We start from the raw sequence: 21,200 nt of genomic DNA on the forward strand, positions 1-21,200 counted from the left end.
CGGTCAGGTGAGCGCGCCCGTCATGGCGAGCGAATGCAGGAAGCGCATCAGGGTCATCAGGGTGTCCCGGCTGGAGGCGCGGCGCCGGGCGTCGCACTCGACGATGGGGATCTCCGGCGGCAGGTCGAGCGCCTGCCGCAGCTCCTCGATGGGGTAACGGGGCGCGTCCGGGAAGGAGTTGACGGCCACCACGAACGGCACACCGCGCTCCTCCAGGCGCCCTATGACATCGAAGCTGACCTCCAGGCGGCGGGTGTCGATCAGCACCACCGCGCCCAGCGCGCCCTCGAACAGGCCGTTCCACAGGAACCAGAAGCGCTCCTGGCCGGGGGTGCCGAACAGGTAGAGCACGAGCTTCTCGGTGATGCTGATCCGGCCGAAGTCCATGGCGACGGTGGTGGCGGTCTTGGTGTCGGAGCCGAAGTTGTCGTCGACGCCGATGCCCGCCTGCGTCATGGTCTCCTCGGTGGTCAGCGGGCGGATCTCGCTGACCGAGCCGACCATGGTCGTCTTCCCGACGCCGAACCCGCCTACGATGACGATCTTCACCGCGGCCTGGGCGGTCTGCGGCAGCCGGTCCTCGCTGCGTGGGCCCGGGATGGTGTCAGAGTTTTTGAAGTCCATGCATCACCGCTTCGAGGAGGGAACGGTCGGCGACCGACTGCCGCACGAGCGGCTTGTGCGCCTCTACCAGTTCGTCCGCCAGCATGTCGGTGAGCACGACGGTCACCACGCTGAACGGGAGGCTGAGATATGCGGACAGCTCGGCCACCGACAGCGGGGCCGTGCAGAGCCGGAGCAGCGCCGACTGCTCGGGCGTGGCGGAGGGCGGTGGCTCGGCGCGCGCCACGATTAAGGTGACGAGGTCGAGATCGGCGCGCGCCTCGCCGTCACCGCCGACCACGAACATCCGCTCGGGGTTCTTGCGCTCCCCCTCCTTGGGCTCCCTGGGCGGCGGCGGGGCGGGCTGCGGCTGCGGGCTGGGGAACCGCCTCTGGCGTTGCGGAGGAGTCATACGGTCTGCCCATTGCGCCGGGGCGGGCTGGTCAGATGCGGTCCGATCCGGTCGACCAGGTCACGCATCCGGTTGCTCATCAGTCCGGGCTCGGCGAACGTGTCGGAGAGGACCGCGAGATAGGCGTTGGGCCCCGCGGCCATCAGATAGAAATAGCCGCGGTTGATCTCGATGATGACCAGCTTCATCTTGCCGTCGCTGTCCGGGATCTCGTGCGCGACGGCGCCGGCCAGGCTCTGCAGGCCCGCGCAGGCCGCGGCGACCCGGTCGGCGGCGTCGGGGTCGCCGCCGTGCCGGGCAATGCGCAGACCGTCGGCGGACAGCACCACGATCATCTCGATGCCGGGTACGCCATCGGCAAGATCCTTGAGCATCCAGTCGAAGTTGGCTCGCTGCTGGATCACTTGAGGTCCCCCTCGTCATCGGCCGGGGCGTGGGCCGGTTCGTTGGTCGGCTGGCGGACTGCGCTGGGATCGGGGTCACGCTTGAGGCCCTCCCAGAAGGCCTCGACCCACAGGCCGGGCGGGGTGTCGTCCTCGGGCTCCGGCTCGGGAGCGGGCTTGATGGCATCGCCCCACCGGGGCTTCTCGCCCCGCGCGACGCGCTCCTGGTCCTCGCGCTCGATCTTGGCCTGCTGGGCGATCCGCTCGCTCAGCGGCGTGGTGACCCGGCTGCGGCGCTGGGGCAGACCGTTGGGGGTCCACTCGGTCACCACGGGGACGTCGTCCTCCATGGAGAGTCCGGCCGGGATGCGCGGGTTGGTGGGGCGGCGCTTCTTCGGCTTGCGCTTGGGGCCTTCGAGGGCGCCGAGTTCGGGCTTGGGCGCGGCGGTGGCGCCGATGCCGTGGGCGTAGCCGGGCGCGGGGTCGCTGGTGATCATCTCGCGCGGCACGATGAGCACGGCGCGGACGCCGCCGTACGCCGAACTGCGCAGGCTGACCTGCATGTCGAAGGCGGTGCACAGGCGGCCCACGACGGCGAGGCCCAGGCGGGGGGTGTCACCGAGCTCCTGGAGGTCGATGCCGGCCTTGGCGGCCTCCAGCATGCCCTCGACCTTGGCGCGGGCCTCCTCGCTGAGGCTGACGCCGGCGTCCTCGATCTCGATGGCGACGCCGGTCTGCACCTCGGTGGCGGTGACATGCACCTTGGTCTGCGGCGGCGAGTAGCGGGTGGCGTTGTCGAGGAGCTCGGCGGCGGCGTGGATGACCGGCTCGACGGAGATACCGCGGATGTTGACCTTGGCGATGTTGTCCAGCGAGATCCGCCGGTAGTCCAGGATGCGCGACATGGCGCCGCGCAGCACGCTGTAGAGCGCGACGGGCTCGGGCCACTGGCGGCCGGGGCGGCCGCCGCCGAGGACGGAGATGGAGTCGGCGAGCCGGCCGATCAGCGCGGTGCCGTGGTCGATGCGCAGCAGGTCGTCGAAGACCTCGGGGTTGCGGCCGTGGTCCTCCTCCATTTCGAGGAGTTCCTTGTTCTGCTGGTGCACGATCGCCTGGACCCGGCGGGCGATGTTGACGAAGGAGCGCTGGGCGGAGTCCCGCAGCGCCTCCTCCTCGTCGAGGATCTCGAGGACGCGCTCGACCAACCACAGCTGGGGGACGGAGAGTTCGCGATAGCCGGGGTCGAGCTCACCGAGGTGGCGAATCACCTCCGCGGGCGAATTGCCGCGGTGCATGTAGTCGATCGCGACGGGCACGACCTCCCGGGCGAGCCGGTCCATCTCCTCCTGGTGGGCGGCGACGCGCCGTTCCAGATACGCGGTGTTACGGGCGTTCTCCTCGCGCGCGCTGCGCAGGGCGCGGCCGCGGCGCACGACTTCGGCGGCGGTCGCGATCACCAGGACCGTGGCGACGGCGCCGCACCAGCCGACGGCCGCCCGGGCCGGGCCCGTCACCAGGGCGGCGGCGGCTCCGGTCGCCGCGGCCATCAGTATGGCGGGCGGCAACAGCACGCGCGCGTACGGCAGTTCACGGCGCCGGGGCTGGGAGGCGGGAGGGGGTTGAACACTCACCATGTGGGCCCTCTGAAGGAATCGGCTGGGAGTCGGGGGACTTGCAGGGGGGTACGTCATGGAACGTTCTGGATCTACAGGGAGGTTTTGGAACAAGCGCACGAATACGCCTCAACTCGGTGCGCCGCGGGCGAGCTTAGTCCGACCGGATCATCGCCGTGTCATATTCAGCAAGCACCTGAAATCACCCCAGCGGCAGGAGTACCCTCAACTCCATTTGCACGCAGGGAGATCATTCGCACACAGCGCGTCACGGTGCACGGCGGTGCGAGAACACTCACCGTGATGAGTGAAAAAAGAAGGCGCGGGGCCGTGCGCGAACCACCGCGCACCACCCCGCGCCCGCCTTCGGCACGGTCGGTGAATCAACCCACCGACGAGTAGGCGACCACTCCCCGCAGCAGCTGGTCGACAGCCTTGCGCGCGGCCTTCGCCACGGACGAGCCCTCCCGGGAGGGTGCCGCCGCCGAGATCTGCCCCAGCACATCGATCACCTGCTTGCACCAGCGCACGAAGTCCCCGGCAGGCATCTCCGCCTCCCGCAGCACCTCGTCGAGCCCCTTGCCCTCGGCCCACATGTACGCGGCCCAGGCGAACCCCAGATCGGGCTCCCGCTGTCCGACCCCTTCGGTCTGGTTGATGCGGAAGTCCTCCTCAAGGGCGTCGAGACGCCCCCAGATCCGGACCATCTCGCCCAGCGCGGCCTTGGCCTTCCCGGACGGCAGCTTCGGCGCCATCGCGTCGTCGCCGACCCGCGCCTCGTACACCAAGGCGGAGACGCACGCGGCGAGTTCCGCGGGGGCGAGGCCCTCCCAGACGCCCGCCCGCAGACACTCACTGGCCAGCAGGTCCAGCTCGCCGTACAGCCGCGCGAGCCGCTTGCCGTGCTCGGTGACCTCGTCGCCGCGCAGATAGTCCAGCTCGGTCAGCAGCGCCACGATCCGGTCGAAGGTCCGCGCGATGGTGTTGGTGCGGCCCTCGATCCGGCGCTCCAGCTGCGAGGTGTCCCGCAGCAGCCGGTGGTACCGCTCGGCCCAACGGGCGTGGTCCTCACGGTCGTCGCAGCCATGGCAGGGGTGCGCGCGGATCGCCGTGCGCAGCCGGGCGATCTCCCGGTCGTCGGCGGCCTGCGAGCGCTTCTTGCGCGCCCGCTCCGGCGGAATGTGCCCCGCCTTGGTGCGCAGCGCGGAGGCGAGGTCCCGACGGGACTGCGGGGAGCGGGGGTTGAAGGACTTGGGGATCCGCATCCGCTCCAGCGCCTCGACCGGCACCGGGAAGTCCATCGAGGCGAGCCGCTTGACCTGCCGCTCGGCGGTCAGCACCAGGGGGCGCGGCCCGTCGTGGTGGTCGAAGCCGCGGTGGCCGTTGGACCGCCCGGCGGGCAGCCCCGGGTCCAGCACCAGCGCGAGACCGGCGTACTTCCCGGTCGGCACATGGATGACATCGCCGGGCTTGAGCTTCTCCAGCGCGACGGCGGCCTCGGCCCTCCGCTGGTTGGCGCCCTGCCGGGCCAGCTCGGTCTCCCGGTCCTTCAAATCCCGCCGCAGGCGCGCGTATTCGTCGAAGTCGCCGAGGTGGCAGGTCATGGACTCCTTGTAGCCCTCGAGCCCCTCCTCGTTGCGCTGCACCTGCCGGGAGATCCCGACGACCGACTTGTCGGCCTGGAACTGCGCGAACGACGTCTCCAGCAGCTCACGCGAGCGATGCCGCCCGAACTGCTCGACGAGGTTGACCGCCATGTTGTACGACGGCTTGAAGCTGGAGCGCAGCGGGTACGTCCGTGTGCCCGCGAGCCCCGCGAGGTGCTCCGGGCTCATCCCGCGCTGCCACAGCACCACGGCGTGGCCCTCGACGTCGATGCCGCGACGGCCCGCTCGGCCGGTGAGCTGGGTGTACTCACCCGGGGTGATGTCGGCGTGCTGCTCGCCGTTCCACTTGACGAGCTTCTCCAACACCACCGAGCGGGCGGGCATGTTGATGCCGAGCGCGAGGGTCTCGGTGGCGAACACGGCCTTCACCAGACCGCGCACGAACAGCTCCTCGACAACCTCCTTGAACGTCGGCAGCATGCCCGCGTGATGGGCGGCGATCCCGCGCTCCAGACCCTCCAGCCACTCGTAGTAGCCGAGGACGTGCAGGTCCTCGGTGGGAATGGACGCCGTGCGCTCCTCGACCAGGGCACGCACCTTGTGCCGCGCCTCGTCGTCGTTGAGCCGGAGTCCGGCGTACAGACACTGCTGTACGGCGGCCTCGCAGGCGGCGCGGCTGAAGATGAAGGTGATGGCGGGCAGCAGGCCCTCGGCGTCGAGCCGCTCGATGACCTCGGGCCGGCCCGGCGTCCACACGCGGGAGCGCTGTCTGCGCTCCCGCTCACGGTCCGCCTCGCGCATCGCGCGCCCGCGTCTGCGGTCCTGGTACGAGGGCCGCTGGGCCTCCATGCGGGCCAGCCGCGTCAGATCGGGGTTGACGGCCTTCTTGCTGCCCTCGCCCTCCTCGAACAGGTCGTACATGCGCCGTCCGGCCAGCACATGCTGGAACAGCGGGACGGGCCGGTGCTCGGAGACGATCACCTCGGTGTCCCCGCGGACGGTGTCGAGCCAGTCGCCGAACTCCTCGGCGTTGGACACGGTGGCCGACAGCGACACCAGGGTCACCGACTCCTGGAGGTGGATGATCACCTCTTCCCATACGGCGCCGCGGAACCGGTCGGAGAGGTAGTGCACCTCGTCCATGACCACGTAGCCCAGGCCGATGAGGGTCTGCGAGCCCGCGTACAGCATGTTCCGCAGCACCTCGGTGGTCATCACGACCACCGGGGCGTCGGAGTTGACGCTGTTGTCGCCGGTCAGCAGGCCGACCTTGTCGCTGCCGTAACGGCGGCACAGGTCGGAGTACTTCTGGTTCGACAGCGCCTTGATGGGCGTCGTGTAGAAGCACTTCTTGCCCTGCAGCAGGGCGAGGTGGACGGCGAACTCGCCCACGATCGTCTTGCCCGAGCCGGTGGGGGCGGCCACCAGCACGCCCTTCCCCGCTTCGAGTGCCTGGCAGGCCTCGATCTGGAAGGGGTCGAGGCCGAAGTCGTACATCTCGCGGAAGGAGGCGAGCGCGGTGGCCTGCTCGGCAGCCCGCACCCGGGCAGCCGCATACCGCTCGGCCGGTGAGAGGTCCTCTGTCATCGTGCTTTCGAGCGTACCGGGCCCCACTGACAACAGGACGATCAATATCCGGATCCAGGTCCCGTAAACCCTGGATCCCCGCAGCTCACGGCCCTACGACGCGTACCGCTCCGGGCACGCAGCGTGCCGTCAGCGGCAGCGGGCCGAGCGGCTCGCCGTCGGCGTACCCGGTGATGTTCTCGGCGGCGATCTCGATCCGCGCGGCCCGGACCACGGTGACCTTGGGGTGGTCGACGTGCCCGCCCCGGTAGACGCTCGGGAAGACCCTGAGCAGGGTGGCGCGGGAGCAGTCCCCGACGATCGTGATGTCGAACAGCCCGTCGCCGAGATCGGCGCCGGGACAGATCCGCATCCCGCCGCCGTAGGAGGAGCCGTTGCCGACAGCGACCAGGGTGGCCTCGGTCTCGCGGACCTCGCCGTCGTCGAGCGTGATCCGGTACGGGTAGGGCCGGAAGGAGGCCAGTTCGGCGAGCATCGCCAGGTCGTACTTGAGGCGGCCGGCGGGCCATCGCATGCGGTTGCCGCGATCGTTGACCCGGGAGTCGAAGCCGGAGGCGAGGACGGTGCCGAACCAGCGGTCACCGATCTGTCCGAGGTCGATGTCGCGCAGCCGGGCGCCCTTGAGGGCCTCGGCGATCACCCGGCCCGCGGCCGCCGGGTCCCGTACGGGCAGGCCGAGCGCGCGGGCGAAGTCGTTGCCGGTGCCCACGGCGACCAGGCCGAGCGGGGTACGGGTGCCGGCCACGGCCTGGAGCGCGAGGTTCGCCATGCCGTCACCGCCGACGGCGACCAGCGCCCCGGTGCCGTCCGCAACGGTGGCACGCGCGCGGACGAGGGCGTCCCGGGCGTCCTCGCCGATGACCGTCCGCACGGTGAATCCGGCCGCCCGCAAAGCGGAAGCGGCCGGCTGCGCCGCACCGGCGCCCCGGCCGCGTCCCGCGGTGGGGTTGACGAAGAGGGTGATCTCGCTGCTCACGGGAGAGACCCTATGAGCTGCTTGCCGATCTTCAGGTCACGTCGTCATAACCGTTGACCCGGTCCCTGGACGCCTGCTCGGGCAGGGCCCGGCTGGCGGCGACGGCCTCCACCTCGCCGATGTCCTCGGGAGTGAGGTCGAGGTCGGAGGCCTCGTCGTCGTCGGGGCCCATCGCCTCACGCAGGCGCCTGCGGCGGTCGTTGATCAGCGAGACGGCGACCGCGAGGAAGTACAGCACCCAGATCGGTCCGGCCAGCGCCATCATGGTCAGCGGGTCGGTGCTCGGGGTCGCCACGGCCGCGAACACCGTGATGCCCATGATCATGCCGCGCCACCAGCCCAGCATCCGCTTGCCGGTGATGGCACCGCTGAAGTTGAGCATGACCAGCAGCAGCGGCAGCTCGAAGGAGAGACCGAAGACGATCACCATGCGCGTGACGAGGTCGAGCAGATCGTCCAGCGGCAGCAGGTTGTCCACGCCGAACGGGGTGAACTCGATCAGCACCTTCGCGGTGGCGGGCAGCACCTTGTACGCGAAGAAGGCGCCCATCAGGAACAGCGGGAAGCCGGTGGCGACGAACGCGTAGGCGTACTTCTTCTCGTGCCGGTGCAGGCCCGGGGCGACGAAGGCCCAGAGCTGGTAGAGCCAGATCGGCGAGGCCAGGACCACGCCGGCCATCAGCGACACCTTCAGCGCCAGCGTGAAGGGGGTGAGCAGACCGTTGATCGTGATCTGCGCACAGGTCTTCTCGGTGGAGGTGTTCGCCAGCTGCTCGAAGCTCTCCTTGCAGCCGACCGACTTCAGGATCGGCTCCGTGAAGAAGCTGATGATGTCCATGTAGAAGAAGGCGGCGACGATCGTCACGACGACGATGGCCAGCAGCGCCTTCGCGAGCCGGTTGCGGAGCTCACGAAGGTGTTCCGCGAGGGGCATCCGCCCCTCTGGATCCTTCTCCTTGTTGCGGGCAGGCTTCAGCAACCCACGTTCCCATCTCGTGCGGCGGGCCGGAGGTCACCGGCCCTGCGTCAGCGCTTGGTCGTGTCCGTCGGCTCGGTGACCGGGCGCGAGCTGGTCACGTCGCCGGGAGCGGCCTGGATGATGCGCTGCGCGGGCTGCTCGTCGGCCTGGTGCGGCGGGTCGGCCGGCGCGGAGGACTTGTCCTCCTCCTTCATCGCCTTGGCCTCGCTCTTCAGGATGCGCGCGGACTTGCCGAGCGAACGAGCCATGTCCGGAAGCTTCTTCGCACCGAACAGCAGGATGATGACGACGAGGATCAGAATGATCTCGGTAGGTCCGAGCCGTCCCATAAGTCTTTACCTTCTCACCGAGGCGGGCGGGTGTGTGCCTGTCCGACCGGTCGGACAGGTGTCCGAACGACCGTGCTGACAGCGATCGTAACGCTCAGGGGTAAACGTCCGGCAATCCCCGTGCATACTCCCGGTCCGCGGTCCGGGCCTCGTTCTCGGGCCGCGACCAGCAGCGTACCTGGCACAGGCACCTGGGTGACAGGGCGAAGTGGCCCAAAACGCTTGCGGCCCAGGACTCACACCCGGTTCTCAGCCGGGCTCACAGGGAGTCCACGGTCCGCGCCGTACTGACGGCCGCCCGCTCCAGGTCCTCCGCGGCCCTGCTGATGCGCCGCGCGGACTCCGAGACCTGCCTGCCGAGGCGCTGCGCCTCCAGGAAGACCCGCACCGCGAGCACGCCGAGGACGACGAGACCCAGGAAACCCACAGCTACCGCGAACATCGGCCAGAACATGACGCCGATGCTAGAGGGTCGAGTGGAGCCGCAGGGTGCGGACCCCGCCCCCGGTGAGCAGCTCCACGATCCGCTCCCCCGCCGGCTTGCGCACCGGGACACCGCACTCGGGGCAGGTGAAGGAGTAGAAGGTGGTACGGCTGCTGGCGCCGATGGCCAGCCTGAGGGCGCTCGCGGCGAGTTCGAACCGGCCCCGGCAGTCCGGGCAGCCCGCCTTGAACAGCACGGGGGACGCACTTCTCATCCCCGCGAACGCGGACGCCACCGAGACCCCAGCCATCACCGATTCAGTCAACGCACCGCTCCCTTTTCATCGGTCGTTCGCCTGCGGGCGCTTCGTGCCGGTGTCCGGAGCGCCCTCCGGCTCACTCCCGGATGCCGTTGTCCGGCGCGTCCTGCGCCTCGATCCCGTCGTACGCCGCGAGTGCCTCCCGGGCCGCCCGGCGGGCGCTCTCGGCCAGCTCGGGCGGCGCGACGATACGGCCGTCGCGGCCGAGCCGGAGCGCCAGGCGCCGCAGCGATGCCGGGTCGGGCGTACGCAGAGTGATACGCAGCCCGCCGTCGGGAAGCTCATCCGCACTGTCGTGCGGGTAGTACTCGGCGACCCAGCGCCCGCCGGGACCGACCTCGACGATCACCTCGGGGTCCTCGGCGGCGGGCTGCACCAGCCCCTCGGAAAGGTCCCGGGGCTCGATCTCGGGCGGCGCCGACGGCTCGTCGAGGATCTTGATCTCGGCGACCCGGTCGAGCCGGAAGGTGCGGCGCGCCTCGGAGCGGCGGCACCAGGCCTCGACATAGGTGTGCCCCACGCTGACCAGCCGGATCGGGTCGATCTCACGCGCGGTGACCTCGTCGCGGGCCGGGGAGTAGTAGCGGATCCACAGCCGGCGGCGCTCGGAGATCGCCCGGTCGACGTCGGCGAAGACCCCGCCCTCGGACTCGAAGGTCACCGACAGCCGGGCGCTGGCGCCCGCCGCCTCACCGGCCGCGGCCTCCACCTTGGCGGTGGCCCGCAGCAGGGCCTGCCGGTCGCCCTCGCGCAGTCCGGGCAGGGTGGCCACCGCGCGGGCCGCCACCAGCAGGGCGGTCGCCTCGTCGGAGGCCAGCCGCAGCGGCTCGGCGGCCTCCGCCGCGAGGGCGGCCGGGTTGTGCCACCAGATCCGCTCACCGTCGGTGTCGATGTCCAGCAGGTCGCCACCGCGGAAGCTGGTGCCGCACATGGGCAGCACATCGAGGTCCGAGACCAGCTCGTCCTCGGTGATGCCGAAGGCGCGCGCGACGTCCTCGACCCGGGCGCCGGGGCGCTCCCTCAGATATGTCACCAGGGAGAGCATCCGCCGGGTCTGGTCGATGGCGTTCACGGGCCTGACCGGTTTGCCTGCCACTGTCTTCGTCCGCTCCCCCTCAGCCCTTGGCCACGGCACGCAGCCGGTCCATCACATCGGCCCGCAGCTCGGCGGGCTCCAGCACCACCACGTCCGGCCCGAACTCCACCAGCCAGGCGTCCAGGCCATGGCCGTACGGAATCTCCAACTCGTCCCACCCGTCACCGAGTTCCCTGACCCGGGTGGCTTTCGCCCGCAAGGGGTACCCGGCGCCGGAGCGCAGCCGGATCAGCGCGGAGCGGTCGGCGGTCTCCCCCGCCCAGCCCGCGACGGTCTCCCGCACGGTGACGACGTCCGGCACGGGCGCGGTGAACTTCCCGCCGCGCGAGCGGACCTTGCCGGTGATCCGGGAGAGCCGGAAGACCCGCTCGGCACCCCGGTCGCGGTCCCAGCCCGCCAGATACCAGTGGCCGCGCCAGCACTCCAGCGCCCACGGCTCGACATGCCGGGGCTCGGGGTGGGCGGCGGTGGCCTTGCGGTACTCGAAGCCGACCGTCCGGCGGTCCCGGCAGGCCAGCATCAGCGGCTCGAACGCGGCCTCGTGGACGGGGATCCGCGGTTCCAGCGCGCCATGGGCCTCGTAGGGGTCGACGTCCTCGGGCAGACCGGCCGCGCGCAGCTTCTGCAGGGCGCCGCTGGCCGCCCCGGCGAGCCGGGCCTGCTGCCAGACCTTGGCGGCCAGGCCCAGAGCGGCGGCCTCCTCGGCGTCGAGGGTGATCGGGGGCAGCCGGTTGCTGTCGCGGCGGGCGAGATAGCCGACCTCGCCCTCGAGGCTCTCGACGGTCTCGATGACCAGGCCGAGTTCGCGCAGATCGTCCTTGTCGCGCTCGAACATGCGGTTGAAGGAGTCGTCGCTCCCCGCCGCGCCGTTGCCCGGTCCGAAGGCTTCGACGTACGCCTCGATGGAGTCACGCAGCTCGCGCTTGCTCAGCGGCCGCCGCGTCCCGAGCAGACACAGCGCCAGATTCATGAGCCGCTCGGCCTTGGCAATGGCCATCGACGCCCTTCGCCTTCCTTATGGTGCTTACGATCGACGACCGTACCGCCCCCGGGTGGCGCGGCAAAAGCCGAGGGCCCATGCCCGGACAGGCATGGGCCCCAGGTGATCGGGTCCGGTCGCACGACGATCAGACCCCAAATGATCAGACGCCGAGGAGGTCGACCACGAAGATCAGGGTCTCACCGGGCTGAATGGCCGGCGTCGGGCTCTGGTTGCCGTAGGCGAGGTGGGCCGGGATGGTCAGCTGGCGGCGGCCGCCGACCTTCATGCCCTGCACGCCCTGGTCCCAGCCCTTGATGACCCGGCCGCCGCCCAGCGGGAAGCGGAACGGCGTGCCGCGGTTCCAGCTGGCGTCGAACTCCTCGCCGGTGCTGAAGGCGACACCGACGTAGTGCACGGTCACGGTCTGGCCCGCCTGGGCCACCTCTCCGTCGCCCTCCCAGATGTCCTTGATCTCCAGGTCCGCCGGCGGCTCGCCACCCGGGAAGTCGATCTCGGGCTTGTCGATGCTCACGTGTTCAGCTCCATGCTTGTGGTGGAAAGAAAGGCAACGTCACAGTCTTGCATCCCCCGCGGGGTCACATCTTCGCCAGGATGTCGACCGAGAAGACCAGCGTGGAGTCCTTCTTGATGCCGCTGCCCTGCGGGGGGTTGTCGCCGTAGCCGAGGTCCGGCGGGATGACGATGAGGACGCGGCTGCCCACCTTCTTGCCGGTCAGACCCTGCGCCCAGCCCTTGACGACCTGCTGGAGGGAGAAAGAGGCGAGCTGCTTGTTGGTGTACGTGGCATCGAACTCCTTGCCGTCGTCCCACAGCACGCCCTTGTACTGCACCAGCACGCTGTCCTCGGCGCCGACCTCCGCGCCGTCACCCTCCAGGATGTAGTTCGCCACCAGCTTGGTCGGCGCGTCGGCGTCCGGGATCTCGATGGAGGGCGCCTTGCCGTCGGTGTTGGTGCCGACCTTGGGCAGGTCCACGTTGTCCTGGGCGACCTCGGTGCCCTTCGCGGAGCTCTTGGAGTTGAAGGTGCCCTGCACATCCACCACGAACACCAGCGTGTCGGTGCCCTTGATGCCCGCCTGGCTGTTGCCCTGGGTGCCGTAGCCCCAGGTCGGGGGGACGGCCATCTGGACCCGGCTGCCGGCCTTCTTGCCGGGCAGGGCGTAGCGCCAGCCGTCGATGATGCTGCCCTGGGCGAGCTGGATGACCAGCGGGGTCTTGCGGTCGTAGGAGTTATCGAAGACCTTCGCCGTGGCCCAGATCTGGCCCAGGTAGTTGGCCTGGATGTAGTCGTTCTCCGCGATCGTCTGGCCGTTGCCCGCGATCACCGTCTTCACGGCCAGATCCTTGGAGGGGTCACCGCTGCCCTTGGCCACGGTCGGCTTCTCGTCGAACTTCGTGCCCGCGGTGATCGCCGGGAGCGGACCGTCCACGATCTTCGGCGACGGTGCGGCCGACGTCTCGGGGGCCGACGGCGACGCGCTGTCGCTGGCCTCGCTGGAGTCGGCCTTGTCGTCGCCGCACGCGGCGAGCGTGGCCAGTCCGGCGGGTACGGCAATGAGGAGTGAGCGTCGGCGCACGGTGGGGGCCTCGTAATCGGTCGATCTTGTGGATGGCGTGCGCGCAACTCTACGACGTGAGAAGGGCGCCGTACGGGAAACGTACGGCGCCCGTGTTGCGTTCCGGCACCAGTGGGCCGGAACTCGTCGCTCACATACCGGCGATCAGTTTCTCCACCCGGTCGTCCACGGAACGGAACGGGTCCTTGCACAACACCGTGCGCTGGGCCTGGTCGTTGAGCTTGAGATGGACCCAGTCGACGGTGAAGTCCCGGCGTTGTTCCTGGGCCCTGCGGATGAAGTCGCCGCGCAGCCGGGCCCGAGTGGTCTGCGGCGGAACGGACTTGCCTTCGAAGATCTTCAAGTCGTTGCAGATCCGCGCTGCTTGACCCTTCCTCTCCAGCAGGTAGTACAGCCCACGACGGCGGTGGATGTCGTGGTAGGCGAGGTCTATCTGCGCGACCCGCGGGTGCGACATGGTCATGTTGTGCTTGGCGCGGTAGCGCTCGATGAGCTTGTACTTCATGACCCAGTCGATCTCGGTGCCGATGCGGTCGAGGTCCTCGGACTCGATCGAGTCCAGCGTGCGGCCCCACAGCTCCAGCACCTGCTCCACGGTGCCGGTGCGGATACCGCGGCGCTCGCAGAAGTCCACGGCCTTCTCGTAGTACTCCCGCTGCACCTCCAGCGCGGAGGCCTCACGGCCGCTGGCCAGGCGCACCTTGCGCCGGCCGGTGATGTCATGGCTGACCTCGCGGATCGCCCGGATCGGGTTCTCCAGGGTGAGGTCCCGCATCACCGTGCCCGCCTCGATCATGCGCAGCACCAGGTCGGTGGCGCCGACCTTGAGCAGCATGGTCGTCTCGGACATGTTGGAGTCGCCCACGATGACATGCAGCCGGCGATAGCGCTCGGCGTCCGCGTGGGGTTCGTCCCGGGTGTTGATGATGGGCCGGGAGCGGGTCGTCGCCGAGGAGACGCCCTCCCAGATGTGCTCCGCCCGCTGGCTCACGCAGTACACGGCCCCGCGCGGGGTCTGGAGCACCTTGCCCGCGCCGCACAGGAGCTGGCGGGTGACAAGGAACGGAATGAGAATGTCCGCGAGCCGGGAGAACTCCCCGTGCCGCGCCACCAGATAGTTCTCGTGGCAACCGTAGGAGTTGCCCGCCGAGTCGGTGTTGTTCTTGAAGAGGTAGACGTCGCCCGCGATTCCTTCCTCGTGCAGGCGTCGTTCGGCGTCCACCAGTAGCCCTTCCAGAATGCGCTCGCCTGCCTTGTCGTGCGTGACCAGTTCGATCACGTTGTCACATTCGGGTGTGGCGTATTCCGGATGTGACCCCACGTCGAGATACAGGCGGGCGCCGTTCCGCAGAAAGACATTGCTGCTGCGGCCCCATGACACGACACGGCGGAAGAGGTACCGCGCCACCTCGTCAGGCGACAGACGGCGCTGTCCCCTGAACGTGCACGTGACGCCGTACTCGTTCTCCAGCCCGAAAATGCGGCGGTCCATGACTGAACATTACGCCCGATCCCCGGTGCTGAAACGGGGTTCGACGGCACGGTTTGGATCATTTTCCGATGAAGCCGCAACGACCGCTCCCTGCCCGGACGCTGCGAGGACCCGCCCCGTGGCCAGCAGGACCAGCAGCGACACGGCCCCCGCGACGCCCGGAACGGCGAAGCCCCACAGGGCGCCACCGGCCTCGACGACCGGGCCCGCGAGCCCCGTTCCGACCGACGCGCCGACGGTGAACGTCGTCACAAGCCAGGAGAAAGCCTCGGTGACCGTCCCGCGCGGGGCGTGCCGGTCCACGAGCACAAAGGCACAAGCGATGCAGGGGGCGAGGAACACACCCGACAGCACGGTCAGCAGCACCATGGGGACCACGCCCGGCATCAGCATCAGCGGCAGGTAACACACCGCCAGAAGGGCCACCAGCACCGTCAGTCGCCGCCCCGGCTCCCCGGACCACTGCCGCGCCCCGTACACCGTGCCGCCGATGAGCGCACCGAGCCCCAGGGCCGCCATCAGCCAGCCGTACACCGCGTCACCGCCGTGCTCGTCCGCGTACGGCACGGAGGCGACGGTGATGGAGCCGAGCGCGATGCCGACGAAGACGAACGCGCCGAGCAGCGCCAGCAGTCCGGGCGAGCGCAGCGCGCCCAGCCAGTGCGCCTCACGCGGCGCCGACCGCCACGCACGCGAGGGCGCCGACACCACCACGGAGAGCGCGCCGAGGACGCCTATGACGTTCAGCACGAGCAGCGCCGCCTGCGCCGACCACAGCGAGGTGCACAGCGTCACCAGCAACGGTCCGACGGTGAACATGACTTCCTGCGCCACGGCGTCCATCGCGTACGCCGTGTGCACCTGGCCCTCCTTGCCGAGCACCGACGGCCACAGCGCCCGCAGACCGCCCTCCAGCGGCGGCGTGAACAGTCCGGCGACCACCACGGACGCGTAGGCGAGCGCGAGCGGCCCGATGCCGGTGAAGGCGAAGACGGCCATGCCGAGCGCGGACACCACCGCCGAGGGCAACTGCACCCGCGGCTGCCCGTGCAGATCGACCAGCCGCCCCAGCAGCGGCTGCCCCACGGCGTTGGCGACGCCGTAGACGGCCGCCAGCGCCCCGGCGAGGCTGTACGTGCCGCCCTCGGCGCGGACGAAGAGCACGATCGCGATGGCGGCGGTGGCGTTCGGCAGCCGGCCCACCAGCGTGCCGACGAGCAGCCGTGCGGCGTGCCTCGCCCTGAGGATCTCCAGGTATCCCGCGGCCATGTCCCGTCCCCGCTCCTCAGCCGTGACCCATCAAGTGTTACGTATAACGTCCTCTGTCATACGTACCATGTGCGCTGTTCAGGCGTCCAGACGAAAGCGCAGGCACCACGGTGGTCCGAGGCAGCACCCGCCCCACCAGCCGGGACGTCGCACAGGCCGCGGGCGTCTCCCAGGCCGCGGTCTCCCTGGTGCTCGGCGACAAATGGCGCGGCCGGGTCTCCGAGGCCACCGCCGAGCGGGTCCGGCAGGCCGCCCGCGAACTGGGCTACCGGCCCAACCTCGCCGCCCGCAACCTGCGGCTCGGCCGCACCCGCACGGTCCTGCTCGTCGTCCCCGCGCTCACCACGGAGTTCTTCGCCGGCGTCTACACCGGCGCGGCCCGCGTCGCCGCCGCCCACGGCTTCGGCGTCGTCCTGTACCCCTCCCCCGAAGGCATCGGCCCCGCGCGGGACCCCTTCGCCTCCGCCCAGGCCGCCCTGGACGGCGTGATCGCCTCCTCCATGGCCGCCGACGCCCTCACCGCCATCCGCGGCGACCAGCTGCCCCTGGTGATGCTGGACAGCGACCCGGCGGGCAGCCTCGGCGCGGCCACCGTCAACCTGGACATCGCCGACGGCGTACGCCAGATCACCGAGCACCTGCTGGGGCTCGGGCACCGCCGCTTCCTGCACCTGGCCGCCGACGTGGCGTCCTGGACCTTCGAGGTGCGCGCCCGCGAACTGCACACACGCCTGACCGCCGTCCCCGGCACCACGCTCGCCACCGCACGCGCCCCGTTCTCCATCGAGGGCGCCCAGCGCGCCGCCGAAGCGGCCCTCGCCTCACCCGGACCCCGGCCCACGGCGCTGATCTGCGACGACGACAAACTCGCGGCAGGCGCCTACAAGGCCGCCCGCCGCCTGGGCTTGGCCGTCCCCGAGGACCTCTCCGTCACCGGCCTGGACGACCTCGCCCTCGCCACCGCCATCGACCCGGAGCTCACGACCGTACGCCTGGACGCGGAGCTGTTCGGGGAACGCGGCATGCGAGCCCTGCTGGCGGTCCTGGAGGGCCGTACACCCGACGCGGGGGACATTCCCGTCGAACTGGTCGTACGGGGCTCCACAGCGCCACCCAGCGCCTCCTGAACGCCCTGCGCCCCGGCCGAGAGGTCGGCCGGGGCACAGCGGGGTGAGGTGATGCGGGGTGGTTACTCCTCCTCGTCGGCGCCGTCGGCGCTCTCCGCCTCGGTGGCCGCGCCGTCGGCCTCCAGCAGCCGGCCGAGCTGACGGCCGACGATCCGCTTGAACTTGCGCTGCTGCGGACGCGTCCGGTCCAGCACCGCGACCTCCAGGCGCTCGGCGGGAATCTCCCGCTGACTGCCATTGGACTCACGGGACAGGGCCTGCACGGCCAGCTTCAGCGCCTCGGCCAGCGTCATGCCGTCCTGGTGACGCTGGTCCAGATAGGTGCTGATCAGCTCGGCGTTGCCGCCGACCGCGACCGAGCCGTGCTCGTCCACGATCGAACCGTCATGCGGCAGCCGGTAGATCTGATCACCCTCGGGCGTCTCCCCGACCTCGGCGACGACCAGCTCCACCTCGTACGGCTTCTCGGCCGCGGAGGAGAAGATCGTGCCCAGCGTCTGGGCGTAGACGTTGGCCAGACCGCGGGCGGTCACATCGTCGCGGTCGTAGGTGTACCCACGCAGATCGGCATAGCGGACACCACCGATCCGCAGATTCTCGTACTCGTTGTACTTGCCGGCGGCCGCGAAGCCGATCCGGTCATAGATCTCGCTGAACTTGTGCAGCGCGCGGGACGGGTTCTCGCCGACGAACACAATGCCGTCGGCGTACTGGAGCACGACCAGGCTGCGACCACGGGCGATGCCCTTACGGGCGTACTCCGCCCGGTCGGCCATCGCCTGCTGGGGGGAGACATAGAACGGCGTCGACACCGGTTATCCGTCCCTTTCTGTGGAAGTCACTGCGATCACCTAGCAAGAACCGCGCGGACCGCTACAGCAGCGCGGCCCGCGGCCCGTCCGGCTGCTCCAGGCGCCGCTCCAGGATCGAGCGGGCGATCTCGGAGGACTCCTCGTCGGTGAGCCGACGGAAGCCGTCATCGGTGATCACGGTGACGATCGGGTAGATCCGGCGGGCGACATCGGGACCCCCGGTCGCCGAGTCGTCGTCTGCCGCGTCGTACAGGGCCTGCACCACGAGGGTCGTGGCTTCGTCCTCGGTCAGGTCGCTACGGAACAGCTTCTTCATGGCACCGCGCGCGAAGATCGAACCGGAGCCGGTGGCGGCGTAGCCCTGCTCCTCGGAACGGCCGCCCGTGACGTCGTAGGAGAAGATGCGCCCCTTCTCACGGTCCACGTCGTACCCCGCGAAGAGCGGCACCACGGCCAGCCCCTGCATCGCCATGCCCAGGTTCGACCTGATCATGGTCGACAGCCGGTTGGCCTTGCCCTCCAGCGACAACTGAGCACCCTCGACCTTCTCGAAGTGCTCCAGCTCCAGCTGGAAGAGCTTCACCATCTCCACGGCGAGCCCCGCGGTACCGGCGATACCGACGGCCGAGTACTCATCGGCCGGGAACACCTTCTCGATGTCCCGCTGAGCGATGACATTCCCCATGGTGGCCCGCCGGTCACCGGCGAGCACGACCCCGCCGGGGAACGTCACGGCCACGATGGTGGTGCCGTGCGGCGCCTCGATCACACCCTGCACGGGCGGGAGTTGACGCTTGCCCGGCAGCATCTCGGGCTGATGCTCGGAGAGAAAGTCCATGAACGAGGACGACCCAGGCGTCAGGAAGGCAGCTGGTAGACGCCCGGTGCTACGAGTGTTGGCTTCCACGCGTTTCCTTCCAAGTAAGCGGCGGCCCGGCGAACGGCGTCGGGATCGTCTCCCAACTTGCCGATGGCCGAATTGCAGTTGAAGCACAGTACGCCACGGACCCTACCCGTCTTGTGGCAGTGATCCACATGTACGGCCGGAGCCTTCAGACAGATCACACAGAGCCCCATCTGAGAGGCGATCATCGCGTCACGCTCGGCTTCGGTGAGGCCGTAGTGGCGCTTCAGGTGACCCGCACGACCATCTGCCGCCCGGCACGCCTTGCAACCTGTCGAGAGTCCGTCCGAGGCCGTTGCGTTCCGGTGCCACTCGCTCCACGGCTTTACCTCGCCGCATTTCAGACAGAGCTTGTGCCCCTCGGACACCTCGGCCTTGGGCCGAACCTTCCGACCGAGACTCTGGTGGCCCGCCGGTCACCGGCGAGCACGACCCCGCCGGGGAGGTTGGACCGCTTGCTAGCGAAGGCTGCGTGCGGCTTGTCCTCACCGCACCGCACACAGCGCTTCACACCCTCTCCATTTCCCAACTCGAACTCCCCCGTAGCCTTCATTTCGAAGGCTATTGGCCGCCCTTCTGAACGAATGATCGAACGAAGTCCTCGGCGTTCTCCTCCAAGACATCGTCGATTTCGTCCAGAACCGAGTCCACGTCGTCGCTCAGCTTCTCCTGTCGCTCCTTGAGGTCCTCGGAAGCCTGCGTCTCCGCTGCCTGCTCCTCGACCTCCTCGGTGGAGCGTGTGGCCTTCTGCTGTCCGCCGCCGGTGTCCTTGGTTGCCATAACCCTCACCCCGCTCAGTTCGCCCGACATGGTCGCCAGGTCGACATTCCTGCCGATCGGTGATGATCAGACCCTACAAGCCCGGTCTGACATCGGCCCCGCACTTTCTCAACGTGCGGGGGCCACCTCGATGATTCCCGGGCGGCGGATTTTCCACTCTGCCCGGTACCCGGCCCCCGGATGCCCGCTCAGCCGCCGGACAGGACCCTGACCAGGTCTTCCGCGGTTCGGCAGCGGTCCAGGAGCTCCTTGACATGATTTCGCGTTCCGCGAAGCGGTTCGAGGGTTGGAACGCGCTGGAGGGAGTCCCGGCCCGGCAGATCGAAGATCACCGAGTCCCAGGACGCGGCCGCGACATCGTCGGCGTACTGCTCCAGGCAGCGGCCGCGGAAGTAGGCGCGGGTGTCCTCCGGTGGCTTCGTACGCGCCCGGTCGACGTCGGACTCCTCCAGGAGCCGCTTCATCCGTCCGCGGGCCACGAGACGGTTGTACAGGCCCTTCTCGGCGCGTACGTCGGCGTACTGGAGGTCCACCAGGTGCAGCCGGGCGGCGTCCCAGTCGAGGCCGTCGCGGCGCCGGTAGCCCTCCATCAGCTCTCGCTTGGCGACCCAGTCCAGCTCGCCGGCCAGGCTCATGGGGTCGTTCTCCAGGCGGTTGAGGGTGTCCTCCCACCTGGTCAGGACGTCCTTGGTCTGTTCGTCGGCGTCGGCGCCGAAGCGTTCCTCGACGTACTTGCGGGACAGCTCGAAGTACTCCATCTGGAGCTGGACCGCGGTGAGTGTCCGGCCGCTGCGGAGCGTGACCAGGCGCTTGAGGGTCGGGTCGTGGGAGACCTGGTGCAAGGTGCGGACGGGCTGGTCCACGGCCAGGTCCACGGCGATGAAGCCGTCTTCGATCATGGACAGCACCAGGGCTGTCGTGCCCAGTTTGAGGTACGTCGAGATCTCGGAGAGGTTGGCGTCGCCGATGATCACGTGCAGTCGGCGGTACTTCTCCGCGTCGGCGTGCGGTTCGTCGCGGGTGTTGATGATGGGGCGCTTGAGGGTGGTCTCCAGGCCGACCTCGACCTCGAAGTAGTCCGCCCGCTGGCTGAGCTGGAAGCCGTGCTCATGGCCGTCCTGGCCGATGCCGACGCGGCCCGCTCCGGCGAAGACCTGGCGGGAGACGAAGAAGGGCGTGAGGTGGCGCACGATGTCCGAGAACGGGGTCTCCCGCTTCATCAGGTAGTTCTCGTGCGTGCCGTAGGAGGCGCCCTTGTTGTCGGTGTTGTTCTTGTAGAGGTGGATCGGCTGGGCGCCGGGGAGCTGGGCGGCGCGTTCCGCCGCCTCGGCCATGATCCGCTCGCCGGCCTTGTCCCACAGGACGGCGTCCCGGGGGTTGGTGACCTCGGGGGCGCTGTATTCGGGGTGGGCGTGGTCGACGTACAGCCGCGCGCCGTTGGTGAGGATGACGTTGGCGAGGCCGATGTCCTCGTCGGTGAGCTGGCTGGAGTCGGCGGCCTCGCGGGCGAGGTCGAAGCCTCGCGCGTCCCGCAGCGGGTTCTCCTCCTCGAAGTCCCAGCGGGCCCGCCGGGCCCGGTGCATCGCCGCCGCGTAGGCGTTGACGATCTGGGATGAGGTGAGCATGGCATTGGCGTTGGGATGACCGGGGACGGAGATCCCGTACTCCGTCTCGATACCCATTACTCGCCGTACGGTCATGCGGCCCTCCTTGCCCGGCGGCGCCCTCGGTCGGGGGCGGCGCTCAAGTACCGCTGGCGCTCCGGTGCGTGTGCGGTGCCCGTCCCCGCACTGCGCGACTCGGCGGTACGGAAGAGCCTAGAACGCCTTTGCGCTGGTGGGGAGATCATTTGCGTCTTTGCCTTGGTCCGGTCGTCGGCGCAAAAACAGTCGGCTGCGGGTACCCGCT

21 protein-coding genes and 1 pseudogene are annotated in these 21,200 nt (G+C 69.6%); 1 reads left to right on the forward strand and 21 read right to left on the reverse strand.

Annotation, left to right across the window (positions count from 1 at the left end; translation table 11 throughout):
- Window positions 1–3 precede the first annotated feature (3 nt).
- From STRCI_RS08475 to STRCI_RS08550, 16 genes are all read right to left on the reverse strand, one after another.
- On the reverse strand, window positions 4–624 hold the full coding sequence (locus tag STRCI_RS08475; protein WP_269658232.1) for a GTP-binding protein: 621 nt from the start codon (window positions 622–624) through the stop codon (window positions 4–6).
- Window positions 605–1,015, reverse strand: coding sequence for a DUF742 domain-containing protein (locus STRCI_RS08480; protein WP_269658233.1), 411 nt, complete (start codon window positions 1,013–1,015; stop codon window positions 605–607). Before STRCI_RS08480 ends, STRCI_RS08475 begins: the two co-directional genes overlap by 20 nt.
- Window positions 1,012–1,419 carry a roadblock/LC7 domain-containing protein gene (locus STRCI_RS08485; protein WP_015661667.1) on the reverse strand — a complete coding sequence of 136 codons (408 nt, stop codon included), beginning with the start codon at window positions 1,417–1,419 and terminating at the stop codon, window positions 1,012–1,014. Before STRCI_RS08485 ends, STRCI_RS08480 begins: the two co-directional genes overlap by 4 nt.
- On the reverse strand, window positions 1,416–3,032 hold the full coding sequence (locus STRCI_RS08490; protein WP_269658234.1) for a sensor histidine kinase: 1,617 nt from the start codon (window positions 3,030–3,032) through the stop codon (window positions 1,416–1,418). The genes STRCI_RS08485 and STRCI_RS08490 overlap by 4 nt, the downstream gene beginning before the upstream one ends.
- Before the next feature lie 362 nt (window positions 3,033–3,394).
- Window positions 3,395–6,250: a DEAD/DEAH box helicase gene (locus tag STRCI_RS08495; protein ID WP_269658235.1), complete on the reverse strand. Its 2,856-nt coding sequence runs from the start codon at window positions 6,248–6,250 to the stop codon at window positions 3,395–3,397.
- A 40-nt stretch (window positions 6,251–6,290) separates the two neighbouring features.
- The gene (locus STRCI_RS08500; protein WP_269658236.1) at window positions 6,291–7,181 is read right to left on the reverse strand and encodes a diacylglycerol kinase; all 891 of its coding nucleotides are present in this window, start codon (window positions 7,179–7,181) and stop codon (window positions 6,291–6,293) included.
- A 31-nt stretch (window positions 7,182–7,212) separates the two neighbouring features.
- On the reverse strand, window positions 7,213–8,160 hold the full coding sequence (tatC, locus tag STRCI_RS08505; protein WP_269658237.1) for a twin-arginine translocase subunit TatC: 948 nt from the start codon (window positions 8,158–8,160) through the stop codon (window positions 7,213–7,215).
- 47 nt (window positions 8,161–8,207) lie between these two features.
- Complete coding sequence (tatA, locus tag STRCI_RS08510) at window positions 8,208–8,489, reverse strand: Sec-independent protein translocase subunit TatA (protein WP_015661662.1); 282 nt, start codon at window positions 8,487–8,489, stop codon at window positions 8,208–8,210.
- A 259-nt stretch (window positions 8,490–8,748) separates the two neighbouring features.
- A complete protein-coding gene (locus STRCI_RS08515; RefSeq protein WP_269658238.1) occupies window positions 8,749–8,943 on the reverse strand; it encodes a hypothetical protein in 195 nt (64 codons plus the stop codon).
- Between the two features lie 10 nt (window positions 8,944–8,953).
- Window positions 8,954–9,223 carry a hypothetical protein gene (locus tag STRCI_RS08520; RefSeq protein WP_269664511.1) on the reverse strand — a complete coding sequence of 90 codons (270 nt, stop codon included), beginning with the start codon at window positions 9,221–9,223 and terminating at the stop codon, window positions 8,954–8,956.
- An 85-nt stretch (window positions 9,224–9,308) separates the two neighbouring features.
- A complete protein-coding gene (locus tag STRCI_RS08525) occupies window positions 9,309–10,328 on the reverse strand; it encodes a helix-turn-helix transcriptional regulator (protein WP_269658239.1) in 1,020 nt (339 codons plus the stop codon).
- Window positions 10,329–10,347: 19 nt separating this feature from the next.
- Window positions 10,348–11,325, reverse strand: coding sequence for a helix-turn-helix transcriptional regulator (locus STRCI_RS08530; protein WP_269658240.1), 978 nt, complete (start codon window positions 11,323–11,325; stop codon window positions 10,348–10,350).
- Between the two features lie 145 nt (window positions 11,326–11,470).
- The gene (locus tag STRCI_RS08535; protein ID WP_015661657.1) at window positions 11,471–11,842 is read right to left on the reverse strand and encodes an FKBP-type peptidyl-prolyl cis-trans isomerase; all 372 of its coding nucleotides are present in this window, start codon (window positions 11,840–11,842) and stop codon (window positions 11,471–11,473) included.
- A 64-nt stretch (window positions 11,843–11,906) separates the two neighbouring features.
- A complete protein-coding gene (locus tag STRCI_RS08540; RefSeq protein ID WP_269658241.1) occupies window positions 11,907–12,908 on the reverse strand; it encodes an FKBP-type peptidyl-prolyl cis-trans isomerase in 1,002 nt (333 codons plus the stop codon).
- A gap of 130 nt (window positions 12,909–13,038) precedes the next feature.
- Entirely contained in the window at window positions 13,039–14,400 is a 1,362-nt protein-coding gene (pafA, locus tag STRCI_RS08545; protein WP_269658242.1) for a Pup--protein ligase, read from the reverse strand.
- Window positions 14,401–14,409: 9 nt separating this feature from the next.
- On the reverse strand, window positions 14,410–15,669 hold the full coding sequence (locus tag STRCI_RS08550; RefSeq protein WP_269658243.1) for an MFS transporter: 1,260 nt from the start codon (window positions 15,667–15,669) through the stop codon (window positions 14,410–14,412).
- A 110-nt stretch (window positions 15,670–15,779) separates the two neighbouring features.
- Between STRCI_RS08550 and STRCI_RS08555 the strand changes: the two genes are divergently transcribed.
- Entirely contained in the window at window positions 15,780–16,796 is a 1,017-nt protein-coding gene (locus STRCI_RS08555; protein WP_269658244.1) for a LacI family DNA-binding transcriptional regulator, read from the forward strand.
- Window positions 16,797–16,858: 62 nt separating this feature from the next.
- Here STRCI_RS08555 and prcA read toward each other — a convergent pair whose 3' ends face one another.
- The 5 genes and pseudogenes from prcA to dop form a co-directional block, all read right to left on the reverse strand.
- The gene (gene prcA, locus STRCI_RS08560) at window positions 16,859–17,608 is read right to left on the reverse strand and encodes a proteasome subunit alpha (protein ID WP_269658245.1); all 750 of its coding nucleotides are present in this window, start codon (window positions 17,606–17,608) and stop codon (window positions 16,859–16,861) included.
- A gap of 61 nt (window positions 17,609–17,669) precedes the next feature.
- Window positions 17,670–18,515 carry a proteasome subunit beta gene (prcB, locus tag STRCI_RS08565; RefSeq protein ID WP_269658246.1) on the reverse strand — a complete coding sequence of 282 codons (846 nt, stop codon included), beginning with the start codon at window positions 18,513–18,515 and terminating at the stop codon, window positions 17,670–17,672.
- Window positions 18,467–19,065, reverse strand: a pseudogene (locus STRCI_RS08570) (endonuclease VII domain-containing protein). Before STRCI_RS08570 ends, prcB begins: the two are co-directional and overlap by 49 nt.
- Before the next feature lie 8 nt (window positions 19,066–19,073).
- Window positions 19,074–19,292, reverse strand: coding sequence for a ubiquitin-like protein Pup (locus STRCI_RS08575; protein ID WP_019757212.1), 219 nt, complete (start codon window positions 19,290–19,292; stop codon window positions 19,074–19,076).
- 188 nt (window positions 19,293–19,480) lie between these two features.
- Window positions 19,481–20,992, reverse strand: a complete 1,512-nt coding sequence (gene dop / locus STRCI_RS08580; protein ID WP_418953317.1) for a depupylase/deamidase Dop — start codon at window positions 20,990–20,992, stop codon at window positions 19,481–19,483.
- Between the last annotated feature and the right edge of the window lie 208 nt (window positions 20,993–21,200).

The sequence above is a fragment of the Streptomyces cinnabarinus genome, assembly GCF_027270315.1.
GTDB classification, from domain to species: Bacteria; Actinomycetota; Actinomycetes; order Streptomycetales; family Streptomycetaceae; genus Streptomyces; species Streptomyces cinnabarinus.

Coding starts and splice junctions, on each gene's coding strand:
- STRCI_RS08475 (WP_269658232.1), bottom strand. CDS start 624: ATGGACTTCAAAAACTCTGACACCATCCCGGGCCCACGCAGCGAGGAC.
- STRCI_RS08480 (WP_269658233.1), bottom strand. CDS start 1,015: ATGACTCCTCCGCAACGCCAGAGGCGGTTCCCCAGCCCGCAGCCGCAG.
- STRCI_RS08490 (WP_269658234.1), bottom strand. CDS start 3,032: ATGGTGAGTGTTCAACCCCCTCCCGCCTCCCAGCCCCGGCGCCGTGAA.
- tatA (WP_015661662.1), bottom strand. CDS start 8,489: ATGGGACGGCTCGGACCTACCGAGATCATTCTGATCCTCGTCGTCATC.
- STRCI_RS08515 (WP_269658238.1), bottom strand. CDS start 8,943: ATGTTCTGGCCGATGTTCGCGGTAGCTGTGGGTTTCCTGGGTCTCGTC.
- STRCI_RS08520 (WP_269664511.1), bottom strand. CDS start 9,223: ATGGCTGGGGTCTCGGTGGCGTCCGCGTTCGCGGGGATGAGAAGTGCG.
- STRCI_RS08530 (WP_269658240.1), bottom strand. CDS start 11,325: ATGGCCATTGCCAAGGCCGAGCGGCTCATGAATCTGGCGCTGTGTCTG.
- pafA (WP_269658242.1), bottom strand. CDS start 14,400: ATGGACCGCCGCATTTTCGGGCTGGAGAACGAGTACGGCGTCACGTGC.
- STRCI_RS08550 (WP_269658243.1), bottom strand. CDS start 15,669: ATGGCCGCGGGATACCTGGAGATCCTCAGGGCGAGGCACGCCGCACGG.
- STRCI_RS08575 (WP_019757212.1), bottom strand. CDS start 19,292: ATGGCAACCAAGGACACCGGCGGCGGACAGCAGAAGGCCACACGCTCC.
- dop (WP_418953317.1), bottom strand. CDS start 20,992: ATGACCGTACGGCGAGTAATGGGTATCGAGACGGAGTACGGGATCTCC.